Source organism: Pseudomonas sp. 9Ag (assembly GCF_902506445.1).
Classification (GTDB): domain Bacteria; phylum Pseudomonadota; class Gammaproteobacteria; order Pseudomonadales; family Pseudomonadaceae; genus Stutzerimonas; species Stutzerimonas stutzeri_AB.
On sequence record NZ_LR733836.1, the window covers coordinates 4,312,137 to 4,332,735 of the forward strand.

General features: G+C 60.9%; 18 protein-coding genes. 2 read left to right on the plus strand and 16 right to left on the minus strand.

Annotated features, from left to right (window positions below):
• Nucleotides 1–18 precede the first annotated feature (18 nt).
• The 3 genes from ALTERO38_RS19800 to pnuC form a co-directional block, all read right to left on the minus strand.
• Nucleotides 19–564 (minus strand): AAA family ATPase, encoded by a 546-nt coding sequence (locus tag ALTERO38_RS19800; protein WP_159969435.1) that lies wholly within the window; start codon nucleotides 562–564, stop codon nucleotides 19–21.
• A 56-nt stretch (nucleotides 565–620) separates the two neighbouring features.
• Nucleotides 621–2,456 (minus strand): ABC transporter ATP-binding protein, encoded by a 1,836-nt coding sequence (locus tag ALTERO38_RS19805; protein WP_159969436.1) that lies wholly within the window; start codon nucleotides 2,454–2,456, stop codon nucleotides 621–623.
• Nucleotides 2,457–2,832: 376 nt separating this feature from the next.
• Nucleotides 2,833–3,420: a nicotinamide riboside transporter PnuC gene (pnuC, locus tag ALTERO38_RS19810; protein WP_159969437.1), complete on the minus strand. Its 588-nt coding sequence runs from the start codon at nucleotides 3,418–3,420 to the stop codon at nucleotides 2,833–2,835.
• Between the two features lie 308 nt (nucleotides 3,421–3,728).
• On the opposite strand from pnuC, the gene ALTERO38_RS19815 reads away from it, so the two are divergent.
• A complete protein-coding gene (locus tag ALTERO38_RS19815; protein ID WP_159969438.1) occupies nucleotides 3,729–4,910 on the plus strand; it encodes a patatin-like phospholipase family protein in 1,182 nt (393 codons plus the stop codon).
• Between the two features lie 153 nt (nucleotides 4,911–5,063).
• Here ALTERO38_RS19815 and ALTERO38_RS19820 read toward each other — a convergent pair whose 3' ends face one another.
• The 10 genes from ALTERO38_RS19820 to ALTERO38_RS19865 all read right to left on the minus strand — a co-directional run bounded on the left by ALTERO38_RS19820 (nucleotide 5,064) and on the right by ALTERO38_RS19865 (nucleotide 15,279).
• Nucleotides 5,064–5,630 (minus strand): DUF1993 family protein, encoded by a 567-nt coding sequence (locus ALTERO38_RS19820; protein WP_159969439.1) that lies wholly within the window; start codon nucleotides 5,628–5,630, stop codon nucleotides 5,064–5,066.
• A gap of 110 nt (nucleotides 5,631–5,740) precedes the next feature.
• On the minus strand, nucleotides 5,741–6,124 hold the full coding sequence (locus ALTERO38_RS19825) for an ACT domain-containing protein (protein ID WP_159969440.1): 384 nt from the start codon (nucleotides 6,122–6,124) through the stop codon (nucleotides 5,741–5,743).
• A 386-nt stretch (nucleotides 6,125–6,510) separates the two neighbouring features.
• Complete coding sequence (locus tag ALTERO38_RS19830; RefSeq protein WP_159969441.1) at nucleotides 6,511–7,056, minus strand: hypothetical protein; 546 nt, start codon at nucleotides 7,054–7,056, stop codon at nucleotides 6,511–6,513.
• 80 nt (nucleotides 7,057–7,136) lie between these two features.
• Nucleotides 7,137–7,652, minus strand: coding sequence for a hypothetical protein (locus ALTERO38_RS19835; protein WP_159969442.1), 516 nt, complete (start codon nucleotides 7,650–7,652; stop codon nucleotides 7,137–7,139).
• A gap of 90 nt (nucleotides 7,653–7,742) precedes the next feature.
• Complete coding sequence (locus tag ALTERO38_RS19840) at nucleotides 7,743–8,147, minus strand: hypothetical protein (protein ID WP_159969443.1); 405 nt, start codon at nucleotides 8,145–8,147, stop codon at nucleotides 7,743–7,745.
• Nucleotides 8,148–8,590: 443 nt separating this feature from the next.
• Nucleotides 8,591–9,148: a hypothetical protein gene (locus ALTERO38_RS19845; RefSeq protein WP_159969444.1), complete on the minus strand. Its 558-nt coding sequence runs from the start codon at nucleotides 9,146–9,148 to the stop codon at nucleotides 8,591–8,593.
• 244 nt (nucleotides 9,149–9,392) lie between these two features.
• Nucleotides 9,393–10,391, minus strand: coding sequence for an NAD(P)H-quinone oxidoreductase (locus tag ALTERO38_RS19850; protein WP_159969445.1), 999 nt, complete (start codon nucleotides 10,389–10,391; stop codon nucleotides 9,393–9,395).
• A 280-nt stretch (nucleotides 10,392–10,671) separates the two neighbouring features.
• A complete protein-coding gene (locus ALTERO38_RS19855; protein ID WP_159969446.1) occupies nucleotides 10,672–12,717 on the minus strand; it encodes a hybrid sensor histidine kinase/response regulator in 2,046 nt (681 codons plus the stop codon).
• A gap of 111 nt (nucleotides 12,718–12,828) precedes the next feature.
• Complete coding sequence (locus tag ALTERO38_RS19860; RefSeq protein WP_159969447.1) at nucleotides 12,829–13,029, minus strand: DUF2934 domain-containing protein; 201 nt, start codon at nucleotides 13,027–13,029, stop codon at nucleotides 12,829–12,831.
• Between the two features lie 156 nt (nucleotides 13,030–13,185).
• Complete coding sequence (locus ALTERO38_RS19865) at nucleotides 13,186–15,279, minus strand: PAS domain-containing sensor histidine kinase (protein WP_256663925.1); 2,094 nt, start codon at nucleotides 15,277–15,279, stop codon at nucleotides 13,186–13,188.
• 377 nt (nucleotides 15,280–15,656) lie between these two features.
• Between ALTERO38_RS19865 and ALTERO38_RS19870 the strand changes: the two genes are divergently transcribed.
• Nucleotides 15,657–17,447: a sensor domain-containing phosphodiesterase gene (locus ALTERO38_RS19870; protein ID WP_159969448.1), complete on the plus strand. Its 1,791-nt coding sequence runs from the start codon at nucleotides 15,657–15,659 to the stop codon at nucleotides 17,445–17,447.
• A gap of 82 nt (nucleotides 17,448–17,529) precedes the next feature.
• On the opposite strand, the gene ALTERO38_RS19875 is transcribed toward ALTERO38_RS19870, so the two are convergent.
• From ALTERO38_RS19875 to treS, 3 genes are all read right to left on the minus strand, one after another.
• Nucleotides 17,530–17,712: a hypothetical protein gene (locus ALTERO38_RS19875; RefSeq protein ID WP_159969449.1), complete on the minus strand. Its 183-nt coding sequence runs from the start codon at nucleotides 17,710–17,712 to the stop codon at nucleotides 17,530–17,532.
• Between the two features lie 64 nt (nucleotides 17,713–17,776).
• Nucleotides 17,777–18,418 carry a DUF4157 domain-containing protein gene (locus ALTERO38_RS19880; RefSeq protein ID WP_159969450.1) on the minus strand — a complete coding sequence of 214 codons (642 nt, stop codon included), beginning with the start codon at nucleotides 18,416–18,418 and terminating at the stop codon, nucleotides 17,777–17,779.
• 97 nt (nucleotides 18,419–18,515) lie between these two features.
• Complete coding sequence (gene treS, locus ALTERO38_RS19885) at nucleotides 18,516–20,585, minus strand: maltose alpha-D-glucosyltransferase (protein ID WP_159969451.1); 2,070 nt, start codon at nucleotides 20,583–20,585, stop codon at nucleotides 18,516–18,518.
• Between the last annotated feature and the right edge of the window lie 14 nt (nucleotides 20,586–20,599).

Here is a 20,599-nt window from a genome sequence, read left to right on the forward strand (position 1 = left end):
CACGCCACACGCCAGCGGTCATTTACCCGCGCTTCCGCGTGTTTGCGCCAGCAGCGCCAGGGTTTGAGCGATCGCCTGCTGCTCGCGGCTGGCCCAATCCCCGCCGATCTCCACGAAGGGTTGCTCGTTCCGCTGGAGCCATTGGCGGCAGGCGTCGTGGAAGCGCAGGCGCTCGACAGGCTCCGGTTGGCAGCGCTGGCCGTCTGTGTGCCATACGGCCCCTTCGGGCGAAAGCAGCAAGTGCTGGTCATAACGGCGCGCCAGCAGCTCATCTTCCAGCCACGCCGGGCAATCATCGAACAGCGTCCGGCTCCAGAGCATGTTGCTCAGCAGGTGGGTATCGAGGATCAGCAGCGCCGGGCGCTGGCCTCGCGCGGCGTCTTCCCAGGCCAATTGCCCGCGGGCGATGGCCGGGATATCTGTGAGGCAGGTGTCGCGCTGTTCGCGGTCGATGAAATGGCGAACGTACTCGCCCACTACCAGTCCGCCGAAGCGCTGCTGCAGACGCGCGGCGAGCCAGCTCTTGCCGGTCGATTCGGCGCCGGTGAGCACCAGCACCTTCATTGGTCTGCGCCCCTCGCCTGTCTGGTGTTCCCGTTCATCTGCCCCTGCCGTCCCGTTCAATCCACACCCACAAAGCCGCCGGTCTGATGCTGCCACAGCCTCGCATAGAGGCCGCCGCGCGCGATCAGCTCGGCGTGGGTGCCGGTCTCGATCACCTGGCCCCCATCAATCACTACCAGCCGGTCCATGCGTGCGATGGTCGAGAGCCGGTGCGCGATGGCGATCACCGTCTTGCCCTCCATCAGCGTGTCCAGGCTCTCCTGAATCGCCGCCTCGACTTCCGAATCCAGCGCCGAGGTGGCTTCGTCCAACACCAGAATCGGCGCATCCTTGAGCAGCACGCGGGCGATGGCGATGCGTTGACGCTGGCCGCCGGAGAGCTTCACGCCGCGCTCGCCGACCATGGCCTCAAAACCCAGGCCGCCCTGGCTGTCGTCCAGCGTTTTGATGAACTCGTCGGCGCGGGCCTTGTGCGCGGCGCCCCAGAGGTCTTCTTCGGTGGCGTCGGGCTTGCCGTAACGCAGGTTGTCGCGGATGGAGCGATGCAGCAGCGAGGTGTCCTGAGTGACCATGCCGATGTTGGCGCGCAGGCTCTCCTGGTTGACCTCGGCGACGTTTTGCCCGTCGATCAGGATGCGCCCGCTTTCCAGGTCATAGAGGCGCAGCAGCAGGTTGACCAGCGTCGACTTGCCGGCGCCGGACGGCCCGACCAAGCCGATTTTCTCCCCGGGACGGATATCGATGCTCAGCCCGCTGATCACGCCACCCTTTTTGCCGTAGTGAAAATGCACGTCCTCGAAGCGCACGCCGCCCTGCTCCACCTTCAGCGGCTTGGCGTCTTCGTGGTCGACCACGTGACGCGGCTGGACGATGGTCTGCATGCCGTCCTGCACGGTGCCGACGTTCTCGAAAATGCCGTTGACCACCCACATGATCCACTCGGCCATGTTGTTGATGCGGATCACCAGGCCCAGCGCCAGGGCGATGGCGCCGGTGGTGATCAACGCCTCGCTCCACAGCCACAGCGCCAGCGCGCCGGTGCCGACGATTAGCAGGCCGTTCATGCAGGTGATCAGGAAATCCAGGCTGGTGATGATGCGCGACTGCAGCTGGAACTTGCCGAGCAGCTCCTGCATGGCCTCGCGGGCGTAGCTTTCCTCTTCCTTGGAGTGCGCGAACAGCTTGAGCGTGGCGACGTTGCTGTAGCCGTCCACCACCCGGCCCATGACTTTCGAGCGTGCAGCGGAAGCCGCCGCCGAGCGCGCCTTGATCCGCGGCACGAAGTACCAGAGCGCCGCGGTGTAGCCGATGATCCATAGCACCAGCGGCACGATCAGCCGTAGATCGGCGGCGGCGAACAGGTACAGCGCACTGCCGGCGTAGACCACCACATGCCACAGCGCGTCGATCACCTGCATGGCCGAATCGCGCAACGACGGGCCGGTCTGCATCACGCGCTGGGCGATGCGCCCGGCGAAATCGTTCTGGAAGAAATTCAGGCTTTGCTTGAGCACATAGCGGTGGTTCTGCCAGCGCACCAGATTGGTCAGCCCCGGGTTGATCGCCTGATGGGTCAGCAGATTGTGCAGGCCGAACACCAAGGGCCGGATGATCAGCGCCACCACCGCCATCCACAGCAATGCGTTGCGGTGTTCGGTGAAGAAGGTCCGCGCGTCATCGGTCGTCTGGGCCATGTCGATCAGCTGGCCGAGGAAGCTGAACAGCGCCACCTCGATCAACGCCGCGAAGAAGCCGATCACCAGCACGGCGATCATCAACGGCCAGACCTGCTTCAGGTAATGCGCATAGAACCGCAGCAGGCCGGCGGGCGGCTCCACGTCCGGGCTGGGCTTGAAGACGTCGATGAGCTTTTCGAAACGGCTGAACAACATGGGGAACAGTCTGCTCTGGCGAATGGGCGGGCGTGTTGCTGACAGGGGCGATGCCGATCTTTGAGAGCGGCAACCGGGGTCTACCTGGACGTGGGTCGAGGCGCTCTGAAACGCGGGTTTTGCTGATGCAGCGTAGCAGTATCCGAAGTGCCTGGCGGCACCCTGGTCGGAAATGCGCCTCGTGCCGAAAGTGGACAGGCCTGCCAATTTAGGCGTGCAAGAAGAGCTTAAAGTGCGCCAGCCAGGCTGGGACTAGTTGGGCCTGTTCATCAGGTCTACGACACCGGGGCCGCTGGCCCTTATCCGTAGGGTGGGCTTCAGCCCACCACCCTCGGCCCAACACCGTTCCGGTGGGCTAAAAACCCACCCTACATCGTTAACTGTCTGCGGGCGCCGCGTGTTCATGAACCGCCGCCCTCGCCTGCCGCCATGCGCGCAGGCCCATCACCGCCAGCAACGTGAACAACCCATACAGCCCTGCGGTGAGCCAGTATTCCTGAAAGACAAAGAAGGCCACGTAAAGCGTGTCCACCACAATCCACAGCATCCAGCACTGCCAGCGCTTGAGCGCCATCCACAGCTGCGCCAGCAGGCTGAAGGCCGTGAGCGTTGCATCCGGCCAGGGATAGGCCGCTTCGGTAGCGGTCGCCATCAGCACACCCAGCCCAACACTCCCCAGCACCGCGACAACAAGCCCAACGCCGACCTCCAGGGCCGTCGCGCCCACCACCGGCCGACCGCCGTCACTGCCGCTACCCCGCGTCCACTGCCACCACCCATAAACCTGCATGGCCGCAAACACCCCGTTGAGCAGCACCTGCGAATACAACCGCACCTCGAAAAAGAACCAGGCATACAGCGACACCATCACCAACCCGATGGGCCAGCACAGCGGGTTCTGGCGGACGGTAAGCCAGACGGCGAGCACACCGAGGGCGGAGGCGATGAGTTCGAGGGTGGTCATGGGGTGGAGGTCAGAAGCGGCTACGGGGCGGGCATGATACGGCAAGCATGCGGAACGGTTCGAAGCGCACCGGGTGAGTGGGAATGGCTGGGCTATTCAGTTCAGGTTCACAAATATTGGTCAGCCACGCACGTACTCGTAGGGTGGGCTTCAGCCCACCGTCAAACCCCACCCCTCCGGTGGGCTAAAGCCCACCCTACGTTTACTGCCTTCGCCGGCGGGTGACTGCCCCCCTTTTTCAGTAATCTGTTCTTCGTTTTTCATGTGCGAGCCCTAGCTCTACCGAAAACCCCGAACTGGAATCATTGATGACCGAGGACACTGCAACCAACCCAGGTACCACTGGGCTCATTCTCTCGGGCGGTGGCGCACGAGCGGCGTATCAGGTTGGCGTGCTTTCCGCGATTGCCGATCTGCTGCCCGATTCTTCACGCAACCCGTTCCCCGTGATCGTCGGCACCTCGGCGGGTGCGATCAATGCCGTCAGCCTGGCGTGTGGCGCCCTGCACTTTTGCGAGGCGGTGCGGCGGCTGAGCAACGTGTGGCGCAGTATTCATACCGATCAGGTGTACCGCAGCGACTGGCCGGGTGTGTTGCACCAAGCCAGCCGTTTCATTGGCCACAGCGTGCTCGGTATTGGCAAGCAAGCGCCCGTTGCGCTGCTCGATAGTTCGCCCCTGGCCAGGCTGCTCGAACGCGAACTGGATTTCTCGGGAATCGCCGCGGCAATGCGCCATCGGCAACTGCGCGCGATAGCGGTGACGGCATTCGGCTACGAGTCGGCCGAGGCGGTGACCTTCTATCAGGGCCATGGCGCCATTGACCCATGGCTCCGCCATCGTCGGGTGGGTGTGCCGACCCGCCTGGCTATTCCCCATTTGCTGGCCAGCTCTGCCATTCCGCTGATCTTTGAGCCGGTCAAGATCAACCGCGAGTATTTTGGTGATGGCGCGGTACGCCAGACCGCACCGATCAGCCCCGCCCTCCATCTGGGCGCTACACGTGTACTGGTGGTCGGGGTCAGTGGCAACCCGATAGATGACCAGACCAAGACCGCGCCAACACCAAGGCCGACAGGCACCATCCCGAGCCTGGCGCAAATCGCCGGGCACATGCTCAACAGTACCTTCATCGACAACGTGGAGAGTGATATCGAGCTGCTGGAGCGCCTAAATCTACTGGGGAAACTGGTGCCTATCGAACAACGGAAGCGCGCCTATGGCCTGACGCCCATCGAGGTGCTGGTGATTTCGCCCAGCCAACCGCTGGACAAGATCGCCGCCCGCCATCGGCACGAAATGCCTGCGGCCCTGAGACTTTTCCTGCGCGGCCCTGGCGGCACACGCGAAGGCGGCGGTGGGCTGTTGAGTTATCTGTTGTTCGAACTCGGCTACTGCAGCGAGCTGATCGAACTGGGTTACCAGGACGCCATGGCCAAGAAAAGCGAGCTCACGGCGTTTTTAAGGCTTGAGCGTCCAGAGTTCGCATAGCGCTTTACAGCGCCCTCGGCAGAAGCTGTGGGTCTCGGGTGGCAAACGAAGCGTTGTCCACGCTACTTCAGCCGCCTGCTCTGCCGAAGCCCGGACGCTGCGTAGGGTGGAAAACGGCGGAGCCTTTTCCACGCCCACGTCCGGGCTATCTAGCTAGCCCTTCGGAATGGTTTCAGGACGCACATAGGGCAGCATGTGCGCCACGTAGTCCGCCTTGCCGAGATTGATGCCTTCTTTACGCAAGATCGAATACGCAGTCATGACGTGAAAATAGAACTGGCCCAGCGTCCAGTCACGGGCGTACTGGTCTGCGGTGAGATCCAGCACCATCCCGTTCGGAAGTTCATGGGCGATGGGCTTATCCCCATCCACATCGAGCGCATCGCCTGCAAGGCGGTCGAGCACCGCCACCGTCTCATTGATCCGGGCGTAAGCTTCAGCGAGCGATCCGGGGCTTTTGACCGCCTGACGTCCCTCATTGAGTAGCTCGTTGATAGCAGGCGGAAACGCCTCTCCCCTCAGCCGGCACATGGCTTCTCGCGCCTGCACACAGGCAAAGCGAACCTGCGTCGACAGCGGATACATGTCGGGCGCCAAACGTGCGGATAACAGTGCTTGTGTCTCTGTTTCCGGTAGCTGGGCCTGGGCCTTCTTTAGCCAGCCTGCGAGAGTTTTGAGCATTTGCGTGTAGGTTGGGACGAGCAGTGTCGTTAGCTGCATGGCTTCGCACCTTGGGGAATTGGGAGGCAACGTCGAAGAAAGTGACAGGGTGTTATGAAGCAAGCTACCTGAAAGGTAGATAGCCGTTCGCTTTTCCCAACTCAGTGTTATCAGTCCAGGAGGCGGTGACCCGCGTCTTTCAAAACCTCCACGGCATTTTCGAGATTCATCGACTTGATCAAGATGTAGTCGGTATCGAAGGTGCTCACCGCGAAAATGCCGATAGCGGCAGCCGCGAGCGGATCAAGCAAGGAGGCCAGGACACCCGTCTGATCAAAGGCGAACGGCCCCTGCACCTTGATCGCGCGCCAATCGCTGTCCACTCGGGCTAAACCGGTTGCGACGCCCTCAGCGCAGACAATCGAAAGCTCATCATCCGTCCGGGTGATCGACATAAAGCCTGGTGACGCCAAAACCGCGTTCGGCAGGTCAGCATCCCGCTCCAACTGGGCGATCACGAAGCTTTGGGGGAGGACAGAAAAGGCGTGGTTCATGTCAGGTCACCTTGTGATAAAGCGAGCGGGCCGCGAAGGTAGGACATAGGCGACCCGGCAAATAACGGCAGGAGAAAAAATCGGTCCTTTTACCCAGGCGTTACCATCAGGCAGCAACGCGTGGACAAGCGAAGCGTTGTCCACCCTACGCCACCACCCTCGCCTGCTCCGCCGGACCTCGGCATCGTAGGGTGGAAAACGGCGGAGCCTTTTCCACGCGTTTCGTCCAGGCTACCTCACTGGACGGGGCAGCGATGAGCTATTGGGTTTTCGCGGTGATTCGTGCAGCGGTTAAACAGATAACGGAGTTAGCGGACGGGAAAAGCGCCGAATAAATAAATCTGTCCCCTTTTCTTTGTTAAGCCTTGCCCATGGCTCCTGGCGCATTAATTACCAGGCGTTTTGTAGACATTGAGTCGCTCGGGCTGGCGCTGCGCTATAGCGAAAATAGTTTCAGATAAGGCACGAATGAGCTTGCACAGGAGTGCCACTAGCTCTTCAGTTTCACCTGACTCAAGTCGTAAGGACTCTTGAAAGAGAAGGAGTGGAAGTTTGATAGGAGAATCTGCCAACGGTTGAGTTGTGGAAATTTTGAAGTGCATCCGCTCTTCATCTGAGTGGGCGACTACCTTGCGGCGAAGGTCAAGGACCTCGCTCTTTAGTCGCTCCTCGGCCGCGTTTAACTGCACGCCGACGGCGCGTAAGCCGAGCGTGGTACGACCTCGGGAAACTTCAAAAGGGCGCGCAAATGCAACAATGGCAGAATTCTCGTAGCACTGAAACTTGCGTAGTTCCGCTATAGAGTATCTTGCCGCGTAGTCGCACTCTTCTTGCAGGAATGTCAGGGCGGATAGAGCTTGTTGGAAGTCTCCGCACGACTGAATAACCCGAATGAGTTGCGTATCCGTAAGGTCGGGAACTGGGCTATCCATAATCTTCCAAATGAGCCTAACGCTCAAAGCAGCAGGCCGTTAAACGCTTGCTTGGTCTGCTGGCTTTGCTTGTAGAGATTTTAAACGACATTGTCAGTATAGTTTTTTACATAATCCACGATATTGAGGATAGCCTTCCAACTTTTTCCGTTTAAGCTACCGTAGTAGTAGATATAAGGGTTGAACAACCTTTGGTCATAGCCTTGACGTTCCACTTCAACATCGTACTTTATAGTTTTAGCGTGGATTATCTTATTGCAAGCTTCTCTGAGATTCAGACCTGTGACGTTATTAGGGTTGTCCAGGTTTTTTATAAGACTTCCACAGTTACTATCGTAGTTCTTAAGATCGCCATCTCTATCATCGATAACTCTAGCAATCACAGCAGAAGTTAAAAGGATTCGAGTAGCTTCAACTTCGAAGAAATGATCAAGTGCATACATAGCGTGGTTTAGATAAGGATCGTCCGCACACATTTCAGACAAACGACGGCTAGCAAGAAATTGGTTAAGCAACCTATATAGATCTAGCCTTACAATTTCAATTTCAGGCCCATAGCTTGAACCAAATATTTTTGGATTTTCCCACTCAGCCATGGCTGTATCTCTAACGTTTGGTTAAGGGGCGGGCTTTAGCCGTCCCAGTGAGCGAAGCGAGCGATTTGAACGAGTTGTTAGGCTTGGCCATTACTCAGTGCCACCATAATTCTTCATTGCCCCAAGCTGTACTGCGGTGACAACCGATAATAGGCTGGTTCCAATCATTAAACCTTTTCTTTCTTTATAGGTATGAAATATTCCTACTAAGCGAGTGAGAGACCAGTCGTTTGAAAGCTCATGACCGGCGGGCCAAGAGAATATCCCGCCACCACTTACACCGCGCGGACTAAGCGGGTTCATTTTTTTGCCATCGATTGGGGAGATGGCGTTTTTTTTACGAAATCGAATGATGATGCTGAAATCACTAGTTAAATTCAGTTCATTGTATGTTTCGTTTGTGGCCGAAAGGCCACGGTAGGATGCAAACTCTGAGCTAAAAACATCACCATTTTGGCGCGATTTGCTTGCTGGGTAGCCACAAATTGAGTACATCTTTAACTCAGTTGCGTTATGGATGATTTCGCATCTTGACTGATGTAAAGGCTTGAAATAAGCAAGTAGGCTTCTAGCGAAGGTTGGGTGAGCCTGAAATAAGCTATATCTACGGTGTCTTCCGATCTGTTGCTTTCAGGCAGCAAGTCCACATATGCCATGTACCCATCAATTGCAGATATGCCGTTGGCGGTCGGGGCCATCAAACTCCCGTACTCAGTTATATCTGTAACGTGCGCTGCGGTGAAAAGAAAAGGGGCTCCTTGGAATTCTATAAAGATACCGGTTCCAACCTGCTCAACTTTTCCTGAGCTTAGGTGTTCTACAAAGATAGGGACAAGAGAGTCGTGTGGGTCGACAGCGTACATATAGAGCCTAACGATTAAGCTAAGGGGCGGCGGAACGCCGTCCCAGCGAACGAAGTGAGCGATTTGATCGCATTATTATAAGCCAAGCACGCCATCACGATATTTCCCTAAATCAACAACCCATGAATTTGATATGCGGTGCAGCTGATGCGCAAGGTTGCGAAGACATTCTGGAGTGAAAAAACGATTTTCTTCGCCTAAATCCGAATTTATGAATTCGAGAATATTGCCATGGCAGATATTGTGACGGTTGCGAACAAGCTCAACATCAATGCGATTTGGCTTTTCGGATGCCAGCTTTGCTGCGAAGTCAGGCTCATTGTCGAAGGCCAGAGAACCTACAGGGATGCTAAGTTCTTTGGCAGCATTTATGAGATTGTTGCTTAGTAACTTGTAGGGCGAAAGCGCTGTAATGTTTGATTTATTTCCGGATTGAGCCATGGTTATACGCATGGATGCTTCAATTCCGTTAAGAAAGCATGAGCATGCAGGGATATATAACTCATTCTGTAATGCTTTGACGGCTTGAATGAAAAACCAATGAATCTCTGCGCCTCGTAAGTGCTCAATGAAGTGCCACTGCTCCTTCAACTCAAACTCACGTCTTTCAAAGACGTTATCAGGCTCAAACATTTTTCTCTCTTGGCTTACAACTATATTAGCCACCATTTGGTGTATAAGACGCCGAACGGGCGAGGTGTATAACATTCCTTCTACGCCTATCCGAACAGCTCTAGTATAGGCGTTACAACGTTATCGGCACCCGTCCGGAATGTTATACACCATGAGTTTTTCAGCTGGATGCGCACCATTCCTTTCCTTCGGCATCTGGTTCAAACACAGCAAGGGCCGGAGCATTACCGGCCCGTCCTCGTGTCTAGCGCCCAACCGCCAACATAATCTTCCCAATGTGTTTGCTGCTTTCCATCAGCCGGTGCGCTTCGGCGGCTTGATCGAGGGGGAAGGTGGCGTGGATCACGGGGTGGCAGAGGCCCTGGTCGAGGAGGGGCCATACCTTGTCGTGCAGCGCCTTGGCGATGTCGGCTTTTTCCTCGCGGCTTCGTGGGCGCAGGGTGGAGCCGGTGAAGGTCAGGCGCTTGCGCATGATAGGCATGGTGTCGAGTTCGACGCGGCTGCCCTTGAGGAAGGCGATCTGCACCAGGCGGCCCTCTACAGCGAGGGATTTGATGTTGCGGGGGATGTAGTCGCCGCCGACCATGTCGAGGATGACGTCGACGCCGTTGCCGTCGGTGGCTTGCTTGAGGACTTCGACGAAGTCTTCTTCGTGGTAGTTGATCACCCGGTCCGCACCGGCACGCCGGCAGGCGTCGGCCTTTTCGCTGCTGCCAACGGTGGTGAAGACGGTGGCGCCGAACTGCTTGGCCAGTTGGATGGCGGTCAGGCCGATGCCGCTGGAGCCGCCGTGCACCAGGAAGGCTTCACCGGGTTGCAGGCGACCGCGCTCGAACACGTTGCTCCACACGGTGAAGTAGGTTTCCGGCAGGGCGGCCGCTTCCAACAGTGACAGCCCGGCGGGCACCGGCAGGCAGTGTTCAGCCGGGGCAACGCAGTATTCGGCGTAGCCACCGCCAGGGGTGAGGGCGCAGACCTGATCGCCGACCTTCCAGCCGCTGACGTCAGCGCCGAGCGCGACGATTTCACCGGAGATTTCCAGGCCGAGCAGCGGCGAGGCGTCAGGCGGAGGCGGGTAGCTGCCGGAGCGCTGGAACACGTCCGGGCGGTTGATGCCGGCGTAGGCCACACGCACCAGCACATCCTGCGGGCCGGGCTCAGGCACGGGCCCTTCGGCCATCCGCAGGCACTCGGCGCCGCCGCCGGGACGGTGATCGATATGTCGCATGGTTTCTGCACTCATCAGCTGTTTCTCCTTTCGAGGGGCCGGACCTGTGAGCCTGCTGCGCTCAGCCATGCTGCGTTCCGAGCAGCCTGATGTTCGCTCGCTAGCAGTTCACTGGGGCTATGTGGCCGCGTTGATTGAATGGTCTGGTCGGTACACGGTAGTGCCCGCGTGGCGCGGCGCCAACCTTGATTGTTCAGCGCAAGCGTTGCGCTTCACTGAAACGTAGCGCAACGGCTAGGCGCGGCTGGCGCGATTCAGCAAACCTGTGCCCGAACCGCGCTGCTGCGGGCGCAGCTCAACGGCCATGCGGACTCAGCATTTCCCCGACCTTGAGGGCAAAGGCGTCGATGGCGAACGGTTTGGTCATCACCGCCATGTCCGGGCCAAGCAGGTCATTGGCGGCGAAGCTTTCGGCATAGCCGGTGGCGAAGAGCACTTTCAGCCCGGGACGTTGCTGGCGGACGATTTCGGCCAGCTGCCGGCCGTTCATGCCGGGTAGGCCGACGTCGGAGACCATCAGGTCGATTCGCTGTGGGCTTTCGGTGATCAACAGCGCCTCGGAGGCTTCGCCGGCTTCCAGCGTCTCGTAGCCCAGGTCATTGAGCACTTCGACCACCAGCGAGCGGACCACGGGTTCGTCTTCGACCACCAGAATCGTTTCGCCGGTACCTTGTGGCGTTCGCTCGGGCGCCACTTCTACAGTGCTCATCTCGCCATGGTGAACGGGCAGGTAGAGGTGCACCTGCGTGCCGCCGTAAGGCTGAGACTCGATGTGTATGTAGCCCTTGGCCTGTTTGATGTAGCCATAGATCATCGAGAGCCCGAGGCCGGTGCCCTTGCCGATCGGCTTGGTGGTGAAGAAGGGCTCGAACGCGCGCTCGATCACGTCCGGCGTCATGCCAACGCCGGTGTCGCTGACCGTCAGCAGCACGTAGTCGCCCTCGGTCAGGCCGCGACGGCTGGGGTCCGGCTCGCTGCCCAGGTGGAAGCTGGCCGTAGAGAGGGTGATGCGGCCGCCGTGCGGCATGGCATCGCGCGCGTTGATGACAAGGTTGATGACGGCGTTTTCGAGCTGATTCACGTCCATGCAGGCGGGCGGCAGCCCCGCACTGAGCTGGGTGACGACCGCGACATTCTCGCCGGTGGTGCGGTGGAGCAGGTCTTCCAGCGAGGCGACCAGCTGGTTGACGTCGACCGGCTTGAGGTCGAGCGCCTGCTGGCGAGAGAACGCCAGCAGCCGTTGCGTCAGGGCCGCTGCCCGCTGCGCTGAAGTCACAGCAGCATCGATGTAACGCTCGACATCCGCCACTTCGCCACGCCGATAACGTCGCTGCATGAGGTCGAGGCTGCCGATGATGCCGGTCAGCAGGTTGTTGAAGTCATGGGCGATGCCGCCTGTGAGCTGGCCGACGGCCTCCATCTTCTGGGCCTGACGCAACGCCTGTTCGGTGCGGCTGCGCTCGCTGACTTCCGCGGCGACGCGGGCTTCAAGGGTTTCGTTGAGCTGGCGCAGGCGGTGCTCGCTGACCCGCTGGGCCTGTTCGGCTCGCTTGCGTGCGCTGATGTCGGTGCAGGCACCGGCAATGTAGGCAAGCTTGCCGGTGGCGTCGCGAAAGGCTTTGGCCTTGCAGGCCAACCAGGTCTCCGGGGTGGTATTGGCCAGGCGGAACTCGACCACCCCATCGAGCGCCTGCGCGTAGCGAGCAAAGGCCTGCTGCACCCGCTCGCGGTCATCACCGTGCACGTGCTCGATGAGCCGTTCAAGGCTGTCGAGCCTTTGGCCCAAGGCGAGCCCGAACATCTGTTGCAGTGAGCTATCGAACTGCAGGCTGCCATCATTCAGATACCAATTGAACGTACCCGTGCCAGAGGCCTGCAGCGCGGCGCGGAAGCGCTCGTTGGTATGGCTAAGCGTAGTGCGATCCTCGCTGAGCACCTGCTCGGTCACGTCATCGACCTGATGGATGATGCAGAGCAAATCGCCGTGCTCGTCCAGCACCGGTACGTTGAGCGGGCGCCAATAGCGCAGCTCGAAGCCGCCACCTTCGCACTCGGGCCGAGGAATGTCGTAGCGGGTAATGGCCATGCGATCCGGTATACCGGTCTGCAGTACTCGCTCGAGAGAGGCGCGCAGCACGCTGGTGCCGAACTCGTGAGGTTCTTCAGGATTCTTGCGGAACACCTCAAAAACCGGCCGCCCAACAATGTCTTCCCGGCGCGTATTGGTCGCACGTAACTGCGCATCGCTCGCCGCCAGAATGATAAATGACGGCTCAGGCGAAAGAATGAGGTGCAGATTGGGCACGGCCTGGAAAATGGCCTTGAAGTCGAGATTTACCATCGGAACGAATGACCAAGAGGAGGAAGGCGCGGTCTGCCGTAGCAGCTGCGAAACGGTGGTGCCTGGCGTCGGAGCCGGCGCTGACACACCGCGCCCCGACGACTCAGCCGATCAGCGTTCGCCTTCCGGCTGCTTGGGCATGGGAATCGCGACACTGCTTTCGACGCTGCCAGCGGTGGCATCGCCTTCCTTGTAGAAAGGCTCCATCTCGTCGCGCGCTTGCGCCCAGTTCTCTTGCTCCTGCCCGTCGGGACGGCCCTTGGCTTCCCAGATTTCATGGGCGCGTTCGCGGATACGTTGTTCGTCAGCCATGTCTTTACCCTCATTGTGCTGGGCGAGACGCCTATTGCGGCATCTCGGCTTGGTTCGGTGTTTTCTCACCGGGTATTCAGCAGAGGCAAGGAGCGGGCAGATGGTTCCAGTGCAAACCAGGTTACCCGACGAAAGTCCTAGCGAAAGGGTAGGAATTCAGCCACGCAGCGCGGCTGACTGTCCGATGAGCTCGTGCATCCGCTCGGCCAGGTTGTTGACCGAGAACGGCTTGGTAAGCACCGCCATGCCGGGCTCCAGCTGGCCGCTGTGGAACAGCGCATTCTCGGCATACCCGGTGATGAACAACACCCGCAGATCAGGACGACTGAGACGACCGGCGTTGGCGAGCTGCAGGCCGTTCATGCCGCCCGGCAGGCCAACGTCGGTCAGCAGCAGGTCGATGCGCACGCTGGACTGCAGCACTTCGAGCCCCGCCACCGCGTCGGCAACGACAATGGCGCGATAGCCGAGATCTGCCAGCAGGTCGGTAATCAGCAGCCGCACCGTCGGTTCATCATCGACGACCAGCACGGTCTCGCCTCGCTGGGCGGGCAGCACGGGCGGCAAACCGCGCGAGCCAGTATCGCGGTCTGCGGTGCCGAGGTAGCGTGGCAGGTAGAGGCTGACAGTGGTGCCAGCGCCCAGTTGGGAACGGATACGTACCTGGCCCCCGGACTGCTGCGCGAATCCGTAAATCATCGACAGGCCGAGGCCCGTGCCTTCGCCCATCGGCTTGGTGGTGAAGAAGGGCTCGAACGCCTTGTCCAGTACTTCGGGCGGCATGCCTGTGCCGGTGTCAGTGACCCGGATCGCCAGGTATTCGCCCTCGGGAATCTCCTGCTGTCGGGCGCTCTGGGTATCGAACACGCGGTTGCCGGTTTCGACCGTGATGCGTCCGCCTTCGGGCATCGCGTCGCGGGCATTGAGGCAGAGGTTGAGCAGGGCGTTTTCCAGCTGTGACGGATCGACCAGCGCCGTCCACAAATCGCCGGCGCAGTAGCTCTCGACGACGACATTCGGTCCCACGGTGCGCTGCACCATGTCGAGCATGCCGCTGACCAGCCGACCGGCATTGATGGCTTTGGGTGCCAGGGTTTGGCGGCGGGAAAACGCCAGCAGGCGATGTGTCAGCGCCGCGGCCCGCTTGGTTGCGGCCTGGGCGATCAGTAGGTATTTCGAGATCTCGTCGGTGCGCTTTTGTCGAATTCGGGTCTCGATCATTTCCAGGCTGACCGAGATGCCCGCCAGCAGGTTGTTGAAGTCATGCGCCAGGCCGCCGGTGAGCTGGCCGACCGCTTCCATTTTCTGTGCCTGACGCAGCTGATCATGGGTCGATTCGAGCTGCGCCTGTCGCGCCCTTTCCTCGGTGATGTCTCGGCCGGTGGCGTACGTCTTGCTACCTGCCGGTGCGGCAACCCAGGAGATCCAGTGCTGCGCCCCGTTCTTGTGGCGGTAGCGGTTGACGATCCGCACCTGCTGGCCACCGGCCGCGGCCAGGTAGGCGTCAACCGTACACGGATGGTCTTCTTCAACAATGAATTCGTTGATGTGATGCCCGATCAGTTCTTCGGGTTGATAGCCGAGCAAGGCTGTCCACGCCGGGTTCACCCGCTGGAAGATACCCTCGAAGTTGATCACCACCATCAGGTCGGGCGAGGTGTCCCACATCAGGTTGCGCTCTTCCGTACGGATGGCAACCTCGTGCGCCAACTGCTCGTTCATGTCCCGCAACTGCTGCTTGGCGACCAGGCGCTGCTGTTCGGCGATCACCTGCCCCGTGATCTCGATGCCCTGATTCAGCAGGCCGACAATGCGGCCGTCTTCGCCGAAAATCGGCGTCGCGCTGATGTTCCAGTAGGTGACCTCCGGCAGGCCGTTGCGCACCATGGGCAGCTCGACCCGGTCCTGTGCGAAGCCTTCGCCGGTGCGCATCGCATGTGCAAACGGGGGCGCCACCATCTCCCAGACTTCGCCCCAGACCTCCGCCACGGGCTGGCCGAGGGCGTTGGGGTGTCGGTCCGCCATCGAACAGACGTAAGCGTCGTTATAGAGCATCCGCAGCTCCGGCCCCCAGAGCACGGTTCCCAGCAGCGGCGAATTCAAACAAGCGCCGACCATGGCGCGCAGGGACTGCGGCCAACTCTCGATCGGGCCGAACGGCGTGGCCGACCAGTCATGGCTTCGCATCAACGCCCCCATCTCACCGCCACCGGAGAGAAAAGCAGGCACCTCATTTATCGCGTCAGGCATGTCCGGGCATCGTCCTTTGGAACCTCCACCGCGCGTGTGGGCGGTTCCTGCTGCTGGTTGTCGGCTGTTGAACCCCACCGGGTCCGAATTCACCTGTAAGGGATGAAGTTTGGAAAACGATGCGGCCAAGGCGTTCCTGAGCGACACCGAAGAGAGAATCCTACACATACGCGAGCGTGGATCCGAGACGAGGACGCCCACGCCGACACCACTGCACCTCTTGTCGGCACCTCGTCAAGGAACAAACGCACCGGTCGATATGTTGGCAAGAGGTTCTGTTGTGCTGATTCCCTGGGCTTGACCCTGATCTCCGCACAACCCATTCCGGACGTCGAGCTGACGGTTCGGGCCCATTTGAATTTCCAGGCAGTGATCGTATGGCTGGTGCTCCAATCCCGATAAATGAAGCGCAGCGTCAGTTGCAGGTGACGCAGTTGTGCCGGCTGGACACAACGCCCGACGAGGTGTTCGAGCACATCGTGAGCATGGTGGCGGAGTATTTTCAGGCGCCGATCGCATTGATCTCGATCGTCGACGAACAGCGCCAGTGGTTCACCGCGCGGGTCGGGCTGCTGGCGCAGGAAACGCCGCGACAGGATTCCTTCTGCGCCTACGCCATTCTCGCCAACGAGCCGTTCCAGGTGCTCGATGCCACCCGGGACGCACGTTTCCAGGACAACCCGCTGGTCACCGGTGAGCCGGGCATTCGTTTCTATGCGGGCATGCCCCTGGTCACGCCGGAAGGGCTGGGCCTGGGCAGCCTGTGCATCATCGACACCCAGCCGCGGCGGGCGATGACCCCGCAGGAACTGTCGATGCTCGAGCATTTCGCCAAGCTGACGATGGCGCGCATCCTGACCCTGCGTCGCACCAACTTCATCGACGCATCCACCGGATTGCTCAACCGCTCGCGGCTCGAGGATGACGTGGCGCGCGCGGCCTCAACCTCCCAGAGCAATGTATTGGTCGTGGCCGATGTGATCGGGCCGACGCTGCTGAACGACATCATCAAGGTGCTGGGTCACAGCTTTGCCCAAGCGCTGATGCTGCGCATGAAGCAGACGCTGCAAGCGCAGCTTCCCGACCCGTGCGGGCTGTATTGCATCAGCCCGAGCCGTTTTGCCTTTCTGATCCCGGACGGGCCGTCGGGTGAACTAACCCAACTCTACGAGCGAATCATCGCGGCGTTCGACGCGCCAGTGCAGTGCAATTCGATTCCGATCAAGACCCAGATCGGCCTCGGCGTGCTGCCGCTGCACAGCGGCGTGCTGGAGCAGGACTGGCTGCGCCTGGCGATCACCTCGGCTGACGACGCACGCGACCGTGGCATCGGCTGGTCGCCTTATGAATCCCGGCTCGATGCGGTGCAGCAGCGTGCCTTCACCCTGCTCAGCGGCCTCGCCGAGGCGCTGCACGGCGACGGCCAGCTGCGGTTGGTCTACCAGCCGCGCATCAGCCTGAACGATGGCCGCTGTACATCGGTCGAGGCGCTGCTGCGTTGGGATCACCCGACGCTCGGCGCCATCGGCCCGGCCGAATTCATTCCACTGGCCGAAAAGACCGCGCTGATCCGCGAGCTGAGCCTGTGGGTGGCCGAGCAGGCCGTGATGCAGGCGGCAGCCTGGCAACGCCAGGGGGCCAGGTTCAAGGTGGCGATCAACGTGTCGGCGTCGGACCTGGACAGCTCGGCCTTTGCCAACCGTCTCATCGAGTTGCTGAACAGCCAGCGTCTCAACCCGACGAGCCTGGAGGTGGAGTTCACCGAAAGCGCGCTGATGCGTAACCCCGGCGAAGTCAACCGCCAGCTGCAGCGTTTGCGCTCACTGGGCGTGGAGGTGGCCATTGACGACTTCGGCACGGGCTACAGCAACTGGACCTATCTGCGCGACCTGCCGGCCTCGACGGTCAAGCTCGATCAGTCATTCATCCGCAACCTGAGTGACGACGAAAAGGATCGGCGGCTGGTACGGACTATCATCGACTTGGCCAAGCGCCTGGAGCTGCGCGTCGTCGCCGAGGGCATCGAAACCCAGGCGATCTGCGAGCTGGTGGCTCAGTGGGGGTGTGACGAGGGGCAGGGCTATTACATCGCCCGACCCATGGCGCCCGAGTTGCTGCTGGGTTGGGCTGCGCAGAACGCGCTGACCGCTCAAAGCAGCGCAGGCTGAATAACCGCGACAGACCATATCGGTCAGCCTCGGACGCTGACCGAGACTCAGGCGCCAGCGCGCGTTGCACTGGCCGCAGCGGTCACTCTTTCGCTGCATGATGATCATCACTGACGCGCACAGCAGTTTGCGCGGCCTCCACATCATCGAGCAGGTATTGCGTGTTGCCCTCATGGTCGGTGATGCGGAAGACCACCTGAACGCCGGGCCCACGCAGCGCCTCGGGTATATCGTTGCCCCGGAGCTTGGTCACGGTCACAGACATGTCGGTCTCCTTGTGGCGATAAGGTTGTGACCGAAACCGACCCAAGGCGATCCCTCAGCCTAGATCATTCGGCTGAGTGGCGCCGAGCTGCGCTTTCACCAGCTTCGCGCAGGGCCGCTTCGCGCTCGAGCTGCACTTCCATGGCATAACCCGGCTGTTCGACGCTGCCGTAGTCGCGGGTGTAGCGCCGGGTAAACTCGCCCACGCCCCATTCCAGGTACTGCTCGACGTGTTTGAGTTCGTGCGCCCAGAGCGCGACGTTGTCGAGGGCATCGGCCTCGTTGCGGAAGACGATGATGTCGATCAGCGTTACCGCGACGATGTCCGGGTTGCGCAACAGGGTGTTGGCGGCAGTCAGCACGCTGTCATCGCCGACGCGGTAGCGCGCGGTCTCCAGCACCGCCAGGTCGAAATAGGGCTCCAGCTGAGAGCGAATGTGCAGCGGGATCGGCCGGCTCTCCTGCAACGCCAGCCTATCGCGCGACTGACGGATCCAGGTCTCAAGCCCCGCGGCCGCCAGCCATTGCATCTGCTCGTACAAGGTTTCGGACTGCTGCGCAGAGGCCGGCATGCACACGCAGGCACCCAGGCAGAGCGGCTGCTGGCCGGCCGGGCAGGCCGTCTGCGCCTGGCTCGAAAAGATCGACGAACCGAGCACGCAGGCGAAAAGCGTGCGCAGGAAACGGAAGCGGGAGGTAGCGGACACGTAGGTACTCTTCGGATGAGCTAGGCGGCCCGCAGGGCCGGCCGGCGCGCACTATAGCTGCGTCGGCCGGCCAGGCGAAGAGGGCGCTGATGCCCGGTCAGAGCACCGGTGATGCGGCGCTGACTACGCGCAGGGCAAGGCCTTCGTAGGGGTCGAGATTGAAGGTCATCTCACCGTTTTCGGTCAGGTCGCCTTCGATGCTTTCGTGGATGATGTCGACCACCGGCCCGGGCGCTACGCCGGGGAGGGTGACCGTCTCGCTGATGGTCTCGGAGCTGAAGTTGAGCGCCGTGATCTGCACGCCTTTACCTGCGGGCAGTTCATGGACCATGACCAGCAACCCGGGCGCCTGCACATCCGGAATCAGGATCTGCTTGCTGGCGGCGATGTCGTAGGCGCGGCGTACGCTGAGGATGCGCTTGAGCTGGCAGGCGAAGGAACCGCCATTCTGCAGCTGCTCGACCAGGCTGCCGTACAGCGAGCGCGCCTTGGGCAGGCCTTCGCTGGAGGTTTCCACCTCGGGTGCGATATCGGCCAGATCGTAGCCGCCGCGATGCAGCCAGCGGGTGTCGCCTTCGGTCATCAGGTGTTCCACCTGCTCGGCTTCCAGCGGCAACGCGCCGACCAGATCCCAGCCGGAAAGGGCGAACACACCGGGCTGCATGGCGTTGAACATCACCAGCAGAATATGCAGGCGCTGGATCTGTTCGATATCGGCCGCGCTGATGGTGTTGAGGTCACGGATGCCCAGCGCCGCCGTGATGACGCTGACGGTGGTGCAGGACACGCCGTTGGTGACGAACTTGAGGTTGTAGGGCGCGTGCTCGCCTGTCAGGCGTTCGTACATCTCCTCGCGGATGTGCTCGCGCAGGACGCCGCCGGGCAGGGTCTGCCCGTGGTAGTGGTAATGGTCGTAGGCGTGCAATGTCCAGAAATGCACCAGTTCCAGGGTCAGCTCGTCGTGGTTCTGCATTGCGTGGATCAGCGAAGCCGGATCGATGCCGAACGCGTGGACCTCACGCAGCATCAACCGCAGGAACTCGGTATCCCCAGTCACGAGGGCGTGGTGATAAGCCGGACGAGTGATGAAGTCGTAGGACAGGTCGGCGCCACCGTGGGACATCGAGGCGATGTCGTCGATGGTCAGGTTCAGTTCCTGGAAGCTGAAGCCGCCGGCCTTGCGGATGGCGCCGGCAATCAGCTGGTTGCCGGTCACTGACAGCGGATGGCCTTCGGACCAGGCGGTGCCTTCAGCGCGACGCTCGACACCCAGGAAGCCGTTGGCATCCAGGCGCAAGACGCGCGCGCCCGAGACGTCGATGGCATGCAGCGCATCGCCAATGATCAGTTGCTGGGCGGCGAAGGTGGGGTCGAGCCAGTTCAGCGACGGCTGGCCTTCCTTGAAGTAGTGCAGATAGACCCAGCGGCGGCGTTTTCCGTCGACCCCAGTGACCACGTTGGTCACGCTCCAGTCGGTGTCCTTGATGCCGGGCTCGAAGAAGATTACCCGCTGCAGCTGGCCGACGATGTAGTGCTTTTCCTTGAGCTGATCGACCACCGGCGGCGGGAGGTTTACCGCATCCCGGCCCTTGGGCACGGCCGGCAACAACGGCCAGTCTTCCTCGTTGATCTCGACCATGTGGTAGAGGCCTGGATAATCGCCGTAGGCCATCTCGGCGAGGCGGAAATCCGCGCCCTTGCCGGTGTGCGCCGGGACGACGTCGTCGATGACGATGGCGTTGTGCGCGGCGGCCATGCGGCTGAGCTGCTGCATCTCCTGCTCGGTCCCGAGGTTGGGGTCGATGTCGAAGCTGATGCGGTCGAAGTTGCCGTCGATGGTCGGCGTGAACTCGCGCCCGCGCAAACCGCCGGAGCGCTTCATCGGGCCGTTGTGAATACCTTGCACGCCCAGCTCGGACAGCGCGCTCCAGAGCCGATCGTCCCCCAGCGCCTGCAACACCGAGCCGCCTTCAGGGGTGATGATGGCGGCCGGGTAGGCGGTGAACCACACCGAGGAGATCGCACTGGCGTCGCGCGGGCGTGCCTGGGCGTAAGGCCGCTGCCAGAGCCGCGCCTGGCCGGCATAGAGTCGGGCCCGCTCGCGGGCGGCGTGAAGCATGGACTGGCTTTCCAGCCACTCGATGTAGGTATTGTCTGGCGTGCTCATAACGACCTTCGATT

Bases quoted from the DNA above. Each gene is read 5' to 3' on its own strand.
- ALTERO38_RS19850 (WP_159969445.1), bottom strand. From the start codon at position 10,391: ATGAGTGCAGAAACCATGCGACATATCGATCACCGTCCCGGCGGCGGC.
- ALTERO38_RS19860 (WP_159969447.1), bottom strand. From the start codon at position 13,029: ATGGCTGACGAACAACGTATCCGCGAACGCGCCCATGAAATCTGGGAA.
- treS (WP_159969451.1), bottom strand. From the start codon at position 20,585: ATGAGCACGCCAGACAATACCTACATCGAGTGGCTGGAAAGCCAGTCC.
- ALTERO38_RS19825 (WP_159969440.1), bottom strand. From the start codon at position 6,124: ATGAACCACGCCTTTTCTGTCCTCCCCCAAAGCTTCGTGATCGCCCAG.
- ALTERO38_RS19845 (WP_159969444.1), bottom strand. From the start codon at position 9,148: ATGTTTGAGCCTGATAACGTCTTTGAAAGACGTGAGTTTGAGTTGAAG.
- ALTERO38_RS19830 (WP_159969441.1), bottom strand. From the start codon at position 7,056: ATGGATAGCCCAGTTCCCGACCTTACGGATACGCAACTCATTCGGGTT.
- ALTERO38_RS19865 (WP_256663925.1), bottom strand. From the start codon at position 15,279: ATGCCTGACGCGATAAATGAGGTGCCTGCTTTTCTCTCCGGTGGCGGT.
- ALTERO38_RS19870 (WP_159969448.1), top strand. From the start codon at position 15,657: ATGGCTGGTGCTCCAATCCCGATAAATGAAGCGCAGCGTCAGTTGCAG.
- ALTERO38_RS19855 (WP_159969446.1), bottom strand. From the start codon at position 12,717: ATGGTAAATCTCGACTTCAAGGCCATTTTCCAGGCCGTGCCCAATCTG.
- ALTERO38_RS19840 (WP_159969443.1), bottom strand. From the start codon at position 8,147: ATGTACTCAATTTGTGGCTACCCAGCAAGCAAATCGCGCCAAAATGGT.
- ALTERO38_RS19805 (WP_159969436.1), bottom strand. From the start codon at position 2,456: ATGTTGTTCAGCCGTTTCGAAAAGCTCATCGACGTCTTCAAGCCCAGC.
- ALTERO38_RS19800 (WP_159969435.1), bottom strand. From the start codon at position 564: ATGAAGGTGCTGGTGCTCACCGGCGCCGAATCGACCGGCAAGAGCTGG.
- ALTERO38_RS19820 (WP_159969439.1), bottom strand. From the start codon at position 5,630: ATGCAGCTAACGACACTGCTCGTCCCAACCTACACGCAAATGCTCAAA.
- ALTERO38_RS19875 (WP_159969449.1), bottom strand. From the start codon at position 17,712: ATGTCTGTGACCGTGACCAAGCTCCGGGGCAACGATATACCCGAGGCG.
- pnuC (WP_159969437.1), bottom strand. From the start codon at position 3,420: ATGACCACCCTCGAACTCATCGCCTCCGCCCTCGGTGTGCTCGCCGTC.
- ALTERO38_RS19815 (WP_159969438.1), top strand. From the start codon at position 3,729: ATGACCGAGGACACTGCAACCAACCCAGGTACCACTGGGCTCATTCTC.
- ALTERO38_RS19835 (WP_159969442.1), bottom strand. From the start codon at position 7,652: ATGGCTGAGTGGGAAAATCCAAAAATATTTGGTTCAAGCTATGGGCCT.